General features: G+C 65.3%; 13 protein-coding genes. 6 read left to right on the top strand and 7 right to left on the bottom strand.

The window, feature by feature from the left end:
* The coding region (locus tag IC50_RS20065; RefSeq protein WP_035708515.1) for a TauD/TfdA dioxygenase family protein at window positions 1-601 on the bottom strand (601 nt) is incomplete at its 3' end.
* A gap of 98 nt (window positions 602-699) precedes the next feature.
* Window positions 700-1,479 (bottom strand): SDR family NAD(P)-dependent oxidoreductase, encoded by a 780-nt coding sequence (locus IC50_RS20060; RefSeq protein WP_035708514.1) that lies wholly within the window; start codon window positions 1,477-1,479, stop codon window positions 700-702.
* Window positions 1,480-1,576: 97 nt separating this feature from the next.
* On the opposite strand from IC50_RS20060, the gene IC50_RS20055 reads away from it, so the two are divergent.
* Both IC50_RS20055 and IC50_RS20050 read left to right on the top strand, forming a co-directional pair.
* Window positions 1,577-2,314 (top strand): SDR family NAD(P)-dependent oxidoreductase, encoded by a 738-nt coding sequence (locus IC50_RS20055; protein ID WP_035708512.1) that lies wholly within the window; start codon window positions 1,577-1,579, stop codon window positions 2,312-2,314.
* Window positions 2,315-2,374: 60 nt separating this feature from the next.
* Window positions 2,375-2,743: a CsbD family protein gene (locus tag IC50_RS20050; RefSeq protein WP_035708510.1), complete on the top strand. Its 369-nt coding sequence runs from the start codon at window positions 2,375-2,377 to the stop codon at window positions 2,741-2,743.
* Between the two features lie 82 nt (window positions 2,744-2,825).
* Here IC50_RS20050 and IC50_RS20045 read toward each other — a convergent pair whose 3' ends face one another.
* Together IC50_RS20045 and IC50_RS20040 are read right to left on the bottom strand one after the other, a co-directional pair.
* Entirely contained in the window at window positions 2,826-4,538 is a 1,713-nt protein-coding gene (locus IC50_RS20045; RefSeq protein WP_035708508.1) for an SGNH/GDSL hydrolase family protein, read from the bottom strand.
* A gap of 170 nt (window positions 4,539-4,708) precedes the next feature.
* Window positions 4,709-6,103 (bottom strand): lytic murein transglycosylase, encoded by a 1,395-nt coding sequence (locus IC50_RS20040; protein ID WP_440588142.1) that lies wholly within the window; start codon window positions 6,101-6,103, stop codon window positions 4,709-4,711.
* A gap of 207 nt (window positions 6,104-6,310) precedes the next feature.
* On the opposite strand from IC50_RS20040, the gene IC50_RS20035 reads away from it, so the two are divergent.
* Window positions 6,311-7,189 carry a UTP--glucose-1-phosphate uridylyltransferase gene (locus tag IC50_RS20035; protein ID WP_035708522.1) on the top strand — a complete coding sequence of 293 codons (879 nt, stop codon included), beginning with the start codon at window positions 6,311-6,313 and terminating at the stop codon, window positions 7,187-7,189.
* A gap of 199 nt (window positions 7,190-7,388) precedes the next feature.
* Here the strand turns inward: IC50_RS20035 and IC50_RS20030 are convergent, their stop codons facing one another.
* Window positions 7,389-8,885: a sensor domain-containing diguanylate cyclase gene (locus tag IC50_RS20030; protein WP_035708506.1), complete on the bottom strand. Its 1,497-nt coding sequence runs from the start codon at window positions 8,883-8,885 to the stop codon at window positions 7,389-7,391.
* Between the two features lie 166 nt (window positions 8,886-9,051).
* On the opposite strand from IC50_RS20030, the gene IC50_RS20025 reads away from it, so the two are divergent.
* On the top strand, window positions 9,052-9,315 hold the full coding sequence (locus IC50_RS20025) for a DUF7662 domain-containing protein (protein WP_035708505.1): 264 nt from the start codon (window positions 9,052-9,054) through the stop codon (window positions 9,313-9,315).
* 267 nt (window positions 9,316-9,582) lie between these two features.
* Here IC50_RS20025 and IC50_RS20020 read toward each other — a convergent pair whose 3' ends face one another.
* Window positions 9,583-12,459, bottom strand: a complete 2,877-nt coding sequence (locus IC50_RS20020) for an EAL domain-containing protein (RefSeq protein ID WP_035708503.1) — start codon at window positions 12,457-12,459, stop codon at window positions 9,583-9,585.
* Between the two features lie 140 nt (window positions 12,460-12,599).
* Window positions 12,600-13,598, bottom strand: coding sequence for an NAD(P)H-quinone oxidoreductase (locus IC50_RS20015; RefSeq protein ID WP_035708502.1), 999 nt, complete (start codon window positions 13,596-13,598; stop codon window positions 12,600-12,602).
* Window positions 13,599-13,692: 94 nt separating this feature from the next.
* On the opposite strand from IC50_RS20015, the gene IC50_RS20010 reads away from it, so the two are divergent.
* Both IC50_RS20010 and rcdA read left to right on the top strand, forming a co-directional pair.
* Complete coding sequence (locus IC50_RS20010; RefSeq protein ID WP_035708500.1) at window positions 13,693-13,884, top strand: DUF1192 domain-containing protein; 192 nt, start codon at window positions 13,693-13,695, stop codon at window positions 13,882-13,884.
* A gap of 475 nt (window positions 13,885-14,359) precedes the next feature.
* The gene (gene rcdA, locus IC50_RS20005; RefSeq protein ID WP_035708498.1) at window positions 14,360-14,869 is read left to right on the top strand and encodes a protease adaptor protein RcdA; all 510 of its coding nucleotides are present in this window, start codon (window positions 14,360-14,362) and stop codon (window positions 14,867-14,869) included.
* Window positions 14,870-14,972 lie beyond the last annotated feature (103 nt).

Here is a 14,972-nt window from a genome sequence, read left to right as displayed (position 1 = left end):
CCCCCCCCAGCCGTTGCAGCACCGGCTTGAACATCTCCTTCTCTTCGTCGGTGTATTCGGTGAAGCCGAGCGATCCCCGCGAATACATCAGCGAGTGCTCGCAGACGAGGTCCTCGATCTCCGCCTTGGTCTCGTCGTCGAGTGCATCATAAGCCGCGCGCATGTCGGCGAATTCGGTGTTGCCGCCCTTCGGGTTCACCACGCGCGCCGACAAAAGCGAGAATTTTGCCGGGATGGGACGGAACGAGCTGTCGGAGTGCCACAGGCAGTTGCCGAGATTGAACAGATGCGTGCGGCTGTCTTTCGCAAGCGGCTTGCCGTCCTTGCCGAGATTGGAGACGTCGTTCAGGCCGGATTGCAGCCGGTAGTCCTTCTCCTTGGTCACGGTGCCGCCGCGCGCGTCCTCGCGCCGGCCGAAATTCAGCGCGAACGCCATCTGCTGCTCGTCGGTGATGTCCTGGTCGTGGAAAACCAGCACCGCATATTTGTCCATGGCGGCCTCGACCTCGCGCGCTTCATCCGGTGTGAGAGGCTTTCGCAAGTCGAGGCCGGAAACCTCGCCGACAAAATGCTTCTGAAGCTGCCGGATGGCGATCGTCATGACGTTCTCTCCCACGGGTCGCGAGCGGTTGCTCCCGCTCTGTCGTCAAAAAAGCTACTCCCGCGTCAGTCGTTGTCAACGCTTCGAGCGCATGGCTCTCACGCATTCCGCGCCATCAGTCCGCCATCGACCGGGATCACCGCGCCGGTGAGGAACGACGCTGCCGGCAGGCACAGGCTCAGCGTCATGTGCGCGACCTCCTCGGGGTCGCCGTAGCGGCCGAGTGCGGTGCGGCGTTTGGCGTAGATGGTCTTGTGCTCCTCGGAGATGCGGTCGGTGATGGCGGTGCGGATCGGCCCGGGACAGATGCAGTTGACGGTGATGCCTTCGCGGCCGAGCTCCACCGCCAGCGAGCGGGTGAGGCTGGCGACGCCGCCCTTCGCTGCCGAATATGGGCTGTGCAATGCGGTCGCCCCAAGCGCCTCGGTCGAGGCGATGTTGACGATGCGCGGGCTCTTCGACTTGCGCAAATAGGGCAGCGCAGCGCGGATGACGCGCGGATGCGCCGTCAGCATCACGGCAATGCCCCTGGCCCAGGCGTCCTCATAGGCCTCATCGTCGATCGCGACACGCACGGAGAAGCCGGCATTGTTGACGACGATGTCGAGCCCGCCGAAATGTGCGGCGACATCGCCGACCACGCGCTTGATCTCGCCGCTGTCGGCGACGTCGAGCTTCCACGCCCTTGCTGCGCCACCGTTCGCCGCAATCTCCCTGGCGACCGCATGCGCGCCTTGCTCGTCGAAATCCGTGACGGCCACGTTCGCGCCCTCGGCGGCGAACACGCGCGCGGTCGCGCGTCCCATGCCGCTGGCCGCGCCGGTGACGAGAACGGTCAGGCCCTTCACGGACCGGCTGAGCTCCCTAGAGTCGGACATGTTGTTTCCTCGCGGCTGCGCTTGTTCTTGTTATGATTGACAAGGCTGGCATCGATCCGCAGACAGGTCAAACAAGCAAGACAAAGGGGAGGCCGCAATGGCGAACGAGCTCGATTTCTCAGGCAGGCAGGTGCTGGTGGTCGGCGGTTCCAGCGGCATCGGCAACGGCATCGCGCAGGCTTTTCGCACGAGAGGCGCGCACGTCGCGGTTTGCGGCACGCGTGCTCGGCCTGCGGAATATTCCATCGAGGAGGGCTCCGATCTCACGGGGCTCGCCTATGCCCAGCTCGACGTCGGCAATGCCGGAGCGATCGAGGCGTTCAAGCCCTCCTTCGACAGGCTCGACGTACTCGTGCTCGCGCAGGGCGCGGTGCTCTATCGCCGCGGCGAGTTCGAGATGGCTGGCTTTCGCAAGGTGGTCGAGGTCAATCTGATGAGCCTGATGGCCTGCGCCACGCGGTTTCATTCCATGTTGCGGGATTCGAAGGGCGCGCTGATCATCGTGTCCTCGACCGCGGCCTATCATTCCACCATGGGCAATCCCGCCTACAATGCGTCGAAGACCGGTGCGGTCGGATTGACGCGGACGCTGGGCGAGGCCTGGGCCGAGGACGGCATTCGCGTCAACGGCATCGCGCCCGGGCTCGTCGACACCAAGATGACGAAGGTGACGACCGACAATCCGAAGCGGCTCGAAGGCGCGCTCGCGCGCATCCCGCTGCGGCGATTGGGCACGCCGGCCGACATGGCGGGCGCGGCGCTGTTCCTGGCTTCGCCGCTGTCGTCCTACATCATCGGCCAGACGCTGGTCGTCGATGGCGGTCTCATTCTCTGATCACTTGGAACTGCACTGCTTCTGATCGGTTACTTGGGCTGACCCCCGAGGAGGAGCATCATGGATACGGATCGGATTGTTGGATCGGCCAAGGAATATGCCGGACGCGCGGAAGGCGCGATCGGAGACATGGCAGGCGATGCGAAGACGCAGGCGTCAGGCAAGGCGCGGGAGGCCGCGGGCACGGTGCAGAATCTCTACGGCCAGGCCAAGGATGCGGTGCGTGACGCCACGGACACCGCCGCAAGCTATGCCAAGGACGCCTACGAGAACAGTGGCGACACTTTCCGCGACGGCTCGAAGGCAATCGCGCAGAAAGTGCAGGACAACCCGCTCGGCGCGCTGCTGGTCGCCGGCGGCATCGGTTTTGCGCTGGCGCTCCTGATGTCCCGACCCGCGCGCCGCCCGCCGCCGCGTTGGCGTTATTAATTTAGGGCCGAGCCGATACCACGTCATTCCGGGGCTCGCGCTGCGCGCGTCCCGGAATGACAGCTCAAATCAACAAGACAGATTACCGGAACATCTCCGCCGATCGCCCGACATTGGCAGGCGGGCGCGGAATCCCTGGATTGGAATTCGGATTGCGCGGCCCTGGGGCCGGCGTCCATTGCCGCGGCTGCGGAGAGCCGAAGCCGAAGAAATCGCGGACTGCGGGCGTTGCCTGGGTCGGCTGCTGCGGCGGGACCTGCGGCTTCTTCGGCGCGAGCTTCGGCGGCGCGATCACGGCGGCCGCTCCCGGCGAACGCTGCGCCGCGCCGTCGGGCGTCGTCGTGGCCATCGGCGTATCGCCCTTGGCCTGCTCGCGGCCGACTTCCCGGCGCGGCCAGGCATAATCGTCGGCGCGGCCGGCCGGAGCCGCCAGCGGTTCACCCTTCACCATGGTCTTCGCAGCGAGCGCATCGACGGCGGCGGGACGCGTGCCTGGCCCGCCCAGCAATTGATCGGTCGAAATCGAGGCTGCAACCAGCGGCACGATCGGCCCTGCCAGCGGCCGCGGCGCGGGCTTGCCCGGCTCGGCGCTGGTATCGGGGGTAGCAGGCTCGCTCGGCAGCGCGATCGGGCCGGAGCGTCCCGCAAGCAGGCGTGTGATCTCGCGCTCGACAAAGTGCGCGAGCTTGCGCGCGCCGGCCTTGGTGAAATAGACGCCGTCGGAGCTGCGGAGCTGACGAATCTGGCCTTCGAAGTCCGGGCCCTTCTGGAGGAAGCGGCCGGCTTCGTCGACAAAGCCGTCCCACACGTCGACATAGGTGATGCCGGCCTTGGCCGCGCCCTCCCGGTACAGCGAATCAAGGAACAGCGTGTCCGCGGTGCCCTTCGGTCCGCGAACTGCTGGCAGGCCAACCCAGAGCACCGGCACGCCCTTGGCCTTGAGGACGTTGGCGAGCTCCTCGATCTTCTTGCCGTAGAGCTCGACCCAGCGGTCGTCGCGGAATTCGTACAGGCCGTTCGGGTTGCGCGCGGTCTTCTCCGGCGCGGCCGCAGGCGTGTCGGCATTTTCGGCGTCGTCCTGCGGCAGCTCGGCATCGGCAGCCTTGTCGTCAGGCTTGGCGGCGGTATCGGTGCCGTGGGGTTTGGCGTCGCCGGGCTTGGCGTCCCCCGGCTTTGCTTGCTGTGGCTTGGCGCGCGCGCCCTTGTCGTTCTTCTTGTCCTTGTCGGAGGCCTTGTCCGACTTCTCGGCGGCGGGCTCGCGGATCGCGATGCGGTCGTTGAGGCCGAGCATGACGACGATCACGTCGGGCTTTTCGGTCTCGAGAATGCCCCTGGCGGCCGCCGCCCAGTCCGCGGGCTCACCCCTCGGCTGATACTTGATGAGGCCGGACGTGGTCTTGTGCTTGCGGATCACGCCCATGTCGGGCTGCTCGGCGTAGGCGTCTTCCAGGCCGTAGGCGAGCCAGTCGGCCATGGCGTCGCCGATCACCAAGACATTCTTCTCGGGAATCGTGTCGCGTTTCGCCGGCCCCGGTGCGCGCGAAAAATCCTGGCGCGGCGCCTGCGGCTGTTGCTGCGGGTACGGTGCGAAGAAGTCGCCGCCGAACCATCCGCCACCTCCGCCGCCGTGGCGTGGTGGTGGGGCCGCGCGCTGCGGCGGGCCGCCGAAACCGGGGAAGTTGAAGAACTGCGCCGAGGCAGGTCCTGCGACCGAGACCAAAATCGCAAGCGCCGTCCCCAGCGCGATCAACGGGCCGGTCTCGGTCAGCGCCTTGAACAGGGACTTCTTCGACATGCGATCTCGGGTACGCGCAAGGGGATTGGAAGTGGCCCGATATAATAACGGAATCCGGCGCCAAACGGGCAGATTCTCTTTGCAGATTCTTCTCCCATACACCGGGGAACAGCCGCCGGCGTCAAGGCTGCCTGCCAAAATCCCGCCTCAGGGTTACTTTCGGCGCGATCTTACCGCCCGCGCAGCCGGTCCAGCACGTCCGATGAGGCAAATCCGTCGGCGGGCACCCCGATCGAGGCCTGGAAGTGGCGCAGGGCTTCCCGGGTCTGGCCGCCGAACTGGCCGTCCGGGGTGCCCTTGTAGAAGCCGCGCTGGGCCAGCAGCTGCTGTAGTTCCAGCCGCTCGGTGCGCGCCAGCTCCCGCTCCTGTCGCGGCCAGGGCTGCACGAACGGCTGCCCCCCGCGCAGGCGGTCGGCGAAATGGCCGATCGCCAGCGCATAGGCCTCGGCCGGGTTGTACTTCATGATGACGCGGTAATTCTGCAGCATCAGGAAGCCCGGTCCCTGCGCGCCGGCCGGTGCGAGCAGATAGGCTTTCTCCGCCGGATGCGGGAACGGCTGCCCCGTCGCCCGCTTCAGCCCGAGCTTCTCCCATTGCGTGATCGTCATCGCCTTGGCGCGATCGGCCAGCATGTAGTTGAATCCCTGGGGCACCACGACCTCGTAGCCCCAGGTCTGGCCCGCCTGCCAGCCGTCCTTCTTCAGATTGTTGGCGGTGGAGGCGATCAAATCGGTGGGATTGTCGACGACGTCGCGCCGTCCGTCGCCGTCACCATCGACGGCAAAGCGCTTGAACGCGGTCGGCATGAACTGGGTCGGGCCGAAGGCGCCGGCCCAGGAGCCGCGCAGTTGTTCAGGCCTGAGATCGCCGCGGTTGAGGATCTCCAGCGCGGAGAGGAACTCGTCCTTGAAATAGGCCTGGCGGCGGCCGATGCAGGCGAGCGTCGCCGTCGATTGCAACACGCTGCGGTCGCCCATCTGCGTCGAGTAGTTGGACTCGATACCCCAGATCGAGGCGATGATGTAGCGGTCGACGCCGGTGGCCCTTTCGGTGGCGTCGAACTGCGCCTTGTACTTGGCGAGGATCTCGCGCCCCCTGGCGAGGCGGTTGTCGTTCACCAGGATGTCGAGATAGTCCCAGATCGACTTGGTGAACTCCGGCTGCGAGTCCATGAGGTCCATGATGCGCAGGTCGGGTGAGAGCCCCGCTGTGAAGCGCTGGAAATTCTCCTGCGTGATGTTGCGCCGTGCGGCATCGGGCCACATCGCGGCGACGCAATTCTTGAAATTGCCGGCGGCCTCGCGGATCGCGGCGGCCGTCATCAACGGATGGCCGGAGGCGCCGTCCTCGCCGCTCCAAGGCAATGCTCCCGTCTGTGTGCCGCCGGGGCCGGGCGTTGCTTGCGAAGGCGCGGGATTGGGTCCGGAGAAGATGCCGCCGAACAGGTTGGACAGGCCGTTCTGCGCCTGAGCGCGGGCGCAGGCCGGCAGCAGCAAAGCGGCGGCAACCATCGCTGCGCCGGTCAGAAATCCCGCCCGTTTTGCCAGCCCTGCCATCGTTTGCATCATGTCCCACCCGTCGGCCTGAAAAAATCCGCCACAGGAGGCCCGGTTAGCGTTGCCAATAGCTTAACAAAGGTGAAATTTTGGTGGCGGCCTTTTTCTTAACTCCGTCCGGGCGAGGCCCCACATCCGCCTTTGTTGGCGGCTGCAAACAGGCTAGCAAGATGCCATTGCTCCCGTCCCATGTGCCCCAGGTATTCGATCGATCACATGAAAATTCGCAAAGCTGTATTCCCCGTCGCCGGCCTCGGCACCCGCGTCCTGCCCGCCACCAAGGCGATGCCGAAGGAAATGCTGACCATCGTCGACAAGCCGCTGATCCAGTACGTCTACGACGAGGCGAGGGAAGCCGGCATCGAGCATTTCATCTTCGTCACCGGCCGTAACAAGAGTGTCATCGAGGATCATTTCGACCGCATGTTCGAGCTCGACACGACGCTGGCCGCGCGCGGCAAGAAGGCCGAGCAGGACATCCTGGCGCAGAACCAGCCGGAAGCCGGCGCCGTCAGCTTCACCCGCCAGCAGGCGCCGCTCGGCCTCGGCCACGCCGTCTGGTGTGCGCGTGACATCGTCGGCAACGAGCCGTTCGCCGTGGTGCTGCCGGACGAGCTCGTGCTCAATACGCCCGGCTGCCTGAAGCAGATGATCGAGACGGCATCCTCGCTTGGGGAGAAATCCAATCTGATCGCGGTCGAGGCGGTGCCCGATCACCTGACCCATCAATACGGCATCTGCGGCGTCGGCAAGCGCAATGGCAAGATGTTCGAGGTCGACGGCATGGTTGAAAAGCCGGCCAAGGGTACGGCGCCCTCGAACCTCTCGATCACCGGCCGCTACATCCTCCAGCCCGAGATCTTCAAGATTTTGGAGACCCAGGAGCGCGGCGCCGGCGGCGAGATCCAGCTCACCGATGCCATGATCGGGCTTGCCAAGACGCAGAAATTCTACGGCGTCGAGTTCGAGGGCGAGCGCCACGATTGCGGCTCCAAGCCCGGCTTCCTGCGCGCCAACATCGCCTACGGCATGAAGCGTCCGGAATTGCGCGATGGGCTGATCGCGGAGATGAAGAAGTATCTGGGGCAGCAGTAGCTACAAACTCCGCTGTCGTCCCTGCGAATGCATGCGAATGCAGGGACCCATATCGCGTGATCCATCGATCGTGTTCGGTAGCAGTACCGAGCGACACGTCTTCGCCAAACCACTCTGTGGTTGTGGGTCCTTGCGTTCGCAGGGACGACATCGAGTATTTGGTGGATCGCGTCGCGCGTAACGACGGCGAGGAGCAGCCTCACGCCACCATCGGCAGCTTCGGCAGGCTCGCCACCACCGACTGGTTGCGGCCGCCGGCTTTCGCGGCATAGAGCGCCTTGTCGGCGGCGGTGACCAGGATCGACCAGTCCATGCCGGCGGCGGGGACGAGGCTGGCGATGCCGCAGGAGACCGTCGACATCGCCTGATCGTCGGACCAGCCCTGTACCTTGAGGCGGATCGTCTCGGCGACCTTGAACGCGTCGGTGGCCGAGGTGTTGGGCAGCAGCACGGCGAATTCCTCGCCGCCATAGCGCGCGGCGCAGTCGCCGGCGCGGCTCGCCGAATCGGAAATGCAGATGGCAATGCCGACCAGGACCTGGTCGCCGGCCTGATGGCCGAACGTATCGTTGTAGGCCTTGAAGTGATCGGCATCGATCATCAGCAGCGCGACCGGAGCCTTCTGGCGCATGGCGCGTCGCCATTCGACGTCGATGACGGAATCGAACTTGCGGCGGTTCCGCAGGCCTGTGAGGGCGTCCGTCGTCGCCATCTCCTCGAGCTTGCGTTCGGCCTCGGCGCGCCGGCCGATCTCGCGCGCGAGCACGAGCGCCGACGCGAGCATGAACAGGATGAGCGCCACCACCACGGCGCCGATTCGATAGGCCTCCTTCCGCCACAGTTCGAACACTGCGCTCAGTGGTTTGCCAGCGACAACGAACAGCGGACTTGTGCCGCTGCTGCGAACGTACAGCCGCGGAGTCGTGTCTACGGGGCCTTGACCGGCATATGAGCCGCCGGCGCGCAAATTGTCCGCCTTCCAGTCCTGGCGCGTGCCGAGGTTCTTGCCGATCACGTCGAGATCGAATGGCCGCCGCATCATGATGGTGCGGTCGCGCTTGAGCACGGTGATGGTATCTTCGGGGCCGAGGTTCAGCCGCTCGAACAATTCGTGAAAATAGCTGAATCGGATCGAACCGGCGACGACGCCAATGAAGCCGCCGTCGGTGTCGCTGACGCGCCGGCTCAGCACGATCGAGTACGCGCCGCGGAACAGCATGGGACGGCTGACGAAGAGCTCCGCTCCGGGATTGTCGCGATGGATCTTGAAATAGTCCTCCTCGCTCCGGTTCTCCGGTGCCGGATCGAGCGTGGAGGCGTCGATCGTCAGCCTGCCCTCGGAATCGAACACCTGGATAGCGCCGAAATGCTTGGCGGTCATGGCATGGTCGAACAGGATCAGGTGACGGATCGGCTTCGAGACGGTTGCCAGCTCGGGCAGCAGCATGTTGCTCGCGACCGCCTTCAGCGACAGATCGTAGATCTCGAGGTTGCGACTGATGTCGGATTCGATGGTGGTCGCGAGGTTCTCCAGCGTCTGGCGGGCGAGTGCCTCCTCGCCGCGGCGCATGTCCAGCATCACATTGACGCAAATGGCCGAGAACCCGATCACCGTCACCACGGACGAGATGATCAGCAGCTTCGCCGAAATCCGCCACGGCCGGCGGGCCGTGATTTCGCGCCATCCAGACAGCATCGCTCGCTCCCGACACCAGTCGTGCGCCCGAAATCTTGAGTAGTGTTTAAACCGCGACGGCGCTGCCGCAATGAGTTAAGAATCGGTTTATGCGGCTCCCGGTTTTAGGCAGCCTGATGCGAGCAGACTCATTTGGGCAGGTCTGGCTTCGAACGAGAGGACGATTGTGAACGACTATGACGCGTTGCGCGACTATCTGATGCGGCAGAAGCAGGAGGAGTTCGTGCTGAGCTTCGAGCAGATCGAGGAGATCATCGGTGCGGCGCTGCCGCGCGCGGCGCATCGTGCCTCCTGGTGGGACAGCCTGCGCAGCCCCGACATCCAGATGCCGCAACGCGAAGCCTGCCTCGCCGCCGGCTTCGTGGCGACGCGGATGCCGGACGGTGCGAGCGTGCGGTTCAGGAAGCAGAGGAACGAGCGGCGGCGATAGCACGTACGGCAAGCCGTCCACCCTCCAGGCAGGGCTATCGCATATGACTTGCTGCGGTGGCCTGCGCGCCCGCCTCGTCCTTCGAGACGGCGCTTACGCGCCTCCTCAGGATGAGGCTAATCGGCATCAGCGCTCGTTGAAACTGCTGCCGCGCACTCCGTCCTCATCCTGAGGAGCCCGCCTAAAGCGGGCGTCTCGAAGGATGGCCGCGGGGAAAAGCTCTCAAATGCGATAGCCCTCCCCCTCAAGGGAAGGGTAAGAGAGCAGTCAGCTCGCCGCTTCCAGCCGCACTTCGGTCAGCAGCCGCATCGCCGCGTCGGCGTCCATCGGCTCGCCGAAGGCGAAGCCCTGCGCGTACTCGCAGCCCATCTGGTAGAGCTCGACCGCGTCCGAATCGGTCTCGGCGCCTTCGGCCACGACGTCCATGCCGAGATCATGCGCGAGCGCGATGATCGACTTCAGGATCACCGGGCGCGTGCCGCGGTTGGTGGTGCGCACGAAGGACTGGTCGATCTTGATGGTGTCGAACGGGAAACGCTGGAGATAGGCCAGCGAGGAGTGGCCGGTGCCGAAATCGTCGAGCGAGAGCCCGGTGCCGAGCTCGCGGATCCGCGTCAGCATCTGCGCCGCGTGCTCCGGGTTCTCCATCACCAGCGATTCCGTCAATTCGAGCTTGAGCGTGCCGCGCGCCACCGAGGAGCGCGACAGCACGGTGCGGATGTCGTGGATCAGGTCGTGGCGCAGCAATTGCCGTGACGACACGTTGACGGAGGCGAAGATCGGCTCGCGCGAGCGCATCGCGCGTTGCCACACCGAGAGCTGCTTTGCGGTCTGGTCGAGCACGAACATGCCGAGGTCGACGATCAGCCCGGTTTCTTCCGCGATGGTGATGAATTCCGAGGGCGCCATGCGCCCGAGCTTCGGATGATCCCAGCGCGCCAGCGCCTCGAAGCCGGCGATGGAGCGATCCTCCAGCCGCACGATCGGCTGATAGAGAATCGTGATCTCCTGCCGCTCGATGGCGCGGCGCAGCTCGCTTTCGAGCGTCAGCCGGTCGGTCTTTCGCGCGCGCATGGCGGGCTTGTAGACGTCGATGCGGTCGCCGCCGATGCGCTTGGAGTGATACATCGCCAGCTCGGCGTCCTTGATGATCTCGTCCGTGAGCTGGGTCTGCGGGTCGGAGAGCGCGAGACCGATCGAGGCCGTCAGGAAGATTTCGCGGTCGTTGAAGGCGATCGGCGCGCGGATGGTCTTGCGGATGGTCTCGGCGAAGGCGGTGATGCGGGCCGGGTCCTGCTCCGAGAGCAGGATCAGGCCGAACTGGTCGCCGGCCATCCGGGCCAGCGTGTCCTGCGGCTTCAGGATGCGGGTGAGGCGGCGCGCCAGCGTCAGCAGAATGGAATCGCCGACCGCGATGCCGACGGAATCGTTGACCTGCTTGAAGCGGTCGAGGTCGATCACCATCAGCGTCGGCCGCAGCGTCGGCACGGTCTTGGCAAGATTGGCGACCGCGCCCAGCCGGTCCATGAACAGTTTGCGGTTGGGCAGGCCGGTGAGGTTGTCATGCACGGAATCGTGCAGCAGGCGTTCTTCCGCGTTGCGCAGCTCGGTGACGTCGGTCAGCGTGCCGACGACGCGCGAGACCTCGCCGTCGGAGCCGACCACCGGGCGGGCCTTCAGCGCGAACCACATGAAATGGCCGTCCGGCGTGCGCAGGCGGAAATCCTGGACCAGGCGGCCGCGGCGCTGGTCGAGCACGCTGTCGAGCGCGGCGCGGAAGCGGTCCTGGTCGAGCGGATGCAGCACCTCGAGCCAGGAGGCTGCGGGCCCTTCGAGCGTGCCGCGCTTGAGGCCCAGCAAAGCTTCCGTCTCGGGGCTCGTAAAAACCTTGTCGGCGGACACGTCCCAGTCCCAGATCAGATCGCCGGAGCCGGCCAGTGCCAGCGCCCGCCGCTCGATATCGGAGACGACGCCCGTGGTGGCGCCGCCGCCGGCAAAGGCGTGCTGCATCACCGTGAAGCCGATCAGCATCACGATCAGCACGAGGCCGCCGAGCAGGGCAGGGCCGACGATGTCGTTGGTGACGGAGCCGGCGACCGTCATGCCGGCCGCGACCACCCAGACCACCAGAAGGAACCAGGTCGGGATCAAGAGCACGGCGCGGTCGAAGCCGTGGGTGGAGAGATAGACGATCAGCGCGAAACCGGCGAAGGCGATCAGCACCAGCGAAATGCGCGCGATGCCGGAAGCCACCGCCGGATCGAACAGCGCGAGCGCCACCAGGGAGCCGAGAAAGGCAAGCCAGCCGACCGTGATGTGAGAATAGCGCACATGCCAGCGGCTGAGATTGAGATAGGCGAACAGGAACACCAGCAGCGTCGCCGCCAGAATCGCCTCACCCGCCGCGCGCCAGATGCGCTCGGCGTTGTTCGACATGTCGAGCACCTTGCCCCAGAAGCCGAAATCGACGCCGATATAGACCAGCACCGCCCAGGCCAGCGCCGCGGCGGCCGGGAACATGATGCTGCCCTTCACGACGAACAGTATGGTGAGGACGAGCGCCAGGAGCCCCGAGATGCCGATCACGATGCCCTGGTAGAGCGTGAAGGAGTTGACCTTATCCTTGTAGGCCTCCGGCTCCCACAGATAGAGCTGCGGCAGCTTGTCGGTGCGCAGCTCCGCAACGAAGGTGACGACGGCGCCGGGGTCGAGCGTGATGCGGAACACGTCGGCGGTGGCGCTTTCCTGACGTTCCGGCCGGTCGCCGATCGAGGGCGTGATGGTCGCGATGCGCGACAGGCCGAGGTCGGGCCACAGCAGCCCCGAGGAGACGATGCGGTAATGCGGGGCGACGATCAGGCGGTCGAGCTGGTCGTCGGTGTTGTTGGCGAGCGCGAACACCACCCAGTTCTGCCCGCCTTCGCGGGCGCGCACCTCGATGCGGCGGACGATACCGTCGGTGCCGGGCGCGGTTGAGACCTGGATGCGATCGGCATCGCTGCGCTGATGCTCGAGCACGCCAGTGAGATCGATCGCGGGCGCGTCGCTGCGGACGCTGACGGCATCGAGCGCGCGCGCAGGGTACGCGGCGACGAGAATCATGAGGCCCAGCGCGATGGGCGCGAGGCACCTGATCAGACGCAAGGTCAGTTCTCCGCGTTCGACGCAAACTCTTCAGTGGAAGACGATTTCACACCGGACGGGATGGGTCCGGTGCGTCGCGATAGATGCCACGAAAGCGAGGAAAATCAAAGGGTTTCCGGCGTCTCCTGTGGGCCAGCAGCCTAGGCCTCCAACACAATTTTGCCAATATGTGCTGAGGTCTCCATGCGCCGGTGCGCGTCAGCGGCCTTTTCCAGCGGGAAAGTGCTGTCCATCACCGGTTTGACGCGGCCTTCGCGCACAAGCGGCATCACTTTCGCCTCGATCGCGGCCACCATTGCCGCCTTGTCCGCATTACTACGGGGGCGCAGCGTCGAGCCGGTATGCGTCAGGCGCTTGACCATGACCTTGGCGATGTTGACGCTGACCTTGGGGCCGTTGAGGGTCGCGATCTGGACGATACGGCCGTCGACCGCGGCAGCATCATAGTTGCGGTCGACATAGTCGCCGGCGACCATGTCCAGGATCAGGTTGACGCCAAGATTGTCGGTCTCCGCCTTGACCACGGCGACGAAGTCTTCGGTCTTGTAGTTGATGGCGCGGTCGGCGCCCAATTTGAGGCAGGCGTCGATTTTGTCCTGCGATCCCACGGTAACGAACACCCTTGCGCCGAACGCCTTGGCGAGCTGGATCGCCATGGTGCCGATGCCGGAGGAGCCGCCATGGATCAGCAGCGTCTCGCCGGCTTTCAGGCCGCCGCGCTCGAACACGTTGTGCCAGACCGTCATCAGGGTTTCCGGCAGCGCGCCGGCTTCCTTGATCGACAAGGCCGGCGGCACGCTCATCGCCTGGGCGTCCTGGGCGATGCAGTACTGGGCGTATCCGCCGCCGGCGACCAGCGACATCACCTTGTCGCCGATCTTGTGCCGCTTGGCGTTGCTGCCGACGGCGACCACTTCACCGGCAATCTCAAGGCCCGGCAGGTCGCTGGCGCCGGGCGGCGGCGGATAGGCGCCGGAGCGCTGCGCCACGTCGGGCCGGTTGACGCCCGCGGCCTCGACCTTGACCAGGATCTCGTCGGGGCCGGGCTGCGGCACGGCCCGCTGTTCCGGCACCAGCACCTCCGGTCCGCCGGGCTTGGAGATGGCGACCACGGTCATTTGCGCGGGCAGCTTGTCCATGATGTGTCCTTGAGCAAAGGTGCGGGAGGAAACGAGGTCTTTGCTTAGCCAGCGCGGCCCAGGCTGGCAACCGCCTCACGCAGGAGGAATGACGATGCCGACGGAAGACGACGACCGCCCGCGCAAGAAGATCACACATGAAATCGGACAGGATCTCTCACTCTTGTCCGTGGAGGAACTGACCGAGCGTGTCGCGCTGCTCAAGACCGAGATCGTCAGGCTGGAAGAAGCCGCCACCAGGAAGCGCGCCTCGCGCGATGCGGCCAACAGCTTTTTCAAGAAGTAGGGGTCGCCACACGATTGCTGTCGTTCCGGACCCGTGCACCGAACTTTCTCCGCTCGTTATCCCGGGTTCGCGACTTCGTCGCGCCCCGGAATGGCGGCGGAGAGTTTTGTTCCGCCTCCGCACTCGGCCGCTGGCCGACATGGCTAACGAACCGTCAAAATATTCGTTCGTTTACGGTCGATTAAGCTTTCGGGTTTATGACTGGCGCTGTCCTCGTTTGGACACCGAGTGGCTCCTGTCCACTCTGTTTGACGCCTCCCTGTTATCAACTTTCAAAGCCGCCGGTCTCCGGCGGCTCTTTTTTTGTCCACTCCCGCCTGCTCGCGTCTCCTTCCGGTTGAATTCCGAGGAATGACCCGCGGAAACCATATCCGCGCTTGTCACTGGACTCGGCGCCCGCAGCGCGCAATGATTTGTTCATCATAAGCCGGCGCCAAAGCCGGACCGGTAAACAGTTGCGTAAGGGGCGTTAACCATGGAACGTTTGCAAGCCGAAGGTGCTCTCGTTCAGCTCAGTGAACGGTTCACCAATTCTGCGGCGTTCGGTGCCCTGTTCCGCGAGGGCATGGACCTCGTCGAGGAAACCGCCGCCTATCTCGACGGCGCCGGCCGCGTCGAGGCCAAGGCGCTCGACCGCGCCGTCAGCCTCACCTATGCGACCGAGAGCATGCGCCTCACCACCCGCCTGATGCAGCTCGCCTCGTGGCTGCTGCTGCACCGCGCGGTGAAGGAGGGCGAGATGACGCTGAGCCAGGCCAACCGCGAGAAGACCAAGGTCAAGCTCAGCGCCGCCGATCCCGGCCCCGCCGACACCATCGAGAAGCTGCCGGAGCAGCTCCAGGACCTGATCCATCGCTCGATGAGCCTGCAGACCCGCGTGCGCCGCCTCGACAGCACGATCCACACCCCGCCGGCCGAGCACGTTGCCATCGGCAACCCGCTGGTGCCGCACCTCAACGCGCTGAAAGCTGCGTTCGAAAGGTAAGCCTCCGCTGTCATTCCGGGGCGGCTCGTAGAGCCGAACCCGGAATCTCGAGGTTCCGGGTTCGATGCTGCGCATCGCCGCGGAATGACAGCGGCCCAAAACA

Source organism: Bradyrhizobium genomosp. I (2014), assembly GCF_000261685.1.
Classification (GTDB): Bacteria; Pseudomonadota; Alphaproteobacteria; order Rhizobiales; family Xanthobacteraceae; genus Bradyrhizobium.
Note: the sequence above shows the minus strand (reverse complement) of the source record. Positions and strands in the feature narration are given on the sequence as shown.

What these genes read in the sequence shown, in the direction of transcription:
- IC50_RS20040 (WP_440588142.1), bottom strand. Translation starts at nt 6,103, where the DNA reads ATGCAAACGATGGCAGGGCTGGCAAAACGGGCGGGATTTCTGACCGGC.
- IC50_RS20015 (WP_035708502.1), bottom strand. Translation starts at nt 13,598, where the DNA reads ATGGACAAGCTGCCCGCGCAAATGACCGTGGTCGCCATCTCCAAGCCC.
- IC50_RS20010 (WP_035708500.1), top strand. Translation starts at nt 13,693, where the DNA reads ATGCCGACGGAAGACGACGACCGCCCGCGCAAGAAGATCACACATGAA.
- IC50_RS20030 (WP_035708506.1), bottom strand. Translation starts at nt 8,885, where the DNA reads ATGCTGTCTGGATGGCGCGAAATCACGGCCCGCCGGCCGTGGCGGATT.
- IC50_RS20060 (WP_035708514.1), bottom strand. Translation starts at nt 1,479, where the DNA reads ATGTCCGACTCTAGGGAGCTCAGCCGGTCCGTGAAGGGCCTGACCGTT.
- IC50_RS20050 (WP_035708510.1), top strand. Translation starts at nt 2,375, where the DNA reads ATGGATACGGATCGGATTGTTGGATCGGCCAAGGAATATGCCGGACGC.
- IC50_RS20045 (WP_035708508.1), bottom strand. Translation starts at nt 4,538, where the DNA reads ATGTCGAAGAAGTCCCTGTTCAAGGCGCTGACCGAGACCGGCCCGTTG.
- IC50_RS20035 (WP_035708522.1), top strand. Translation starts at nt 6,311, where the DNA reads ATGAAAATTCGCAAAGCTGTATTCCCCGTCGCCGGCCTCGGCACCCGC.
- rcdA (WP_035708498.1), top strand. Translation starts at nt 14,360, where the DNA reads ATGGAACGTTTGCAAGCCGAAGGTGCTCTCGTTCAGCTCAGTGAACGG.
- IC50_RS20055 (WP_035708512.1), top strand. Translation starts at nt 1,577, where the DNA reads ATGGCGAACGAGCTCGATTTCTCAGGCAGGCAGGTGCTGGTGGTCGGC.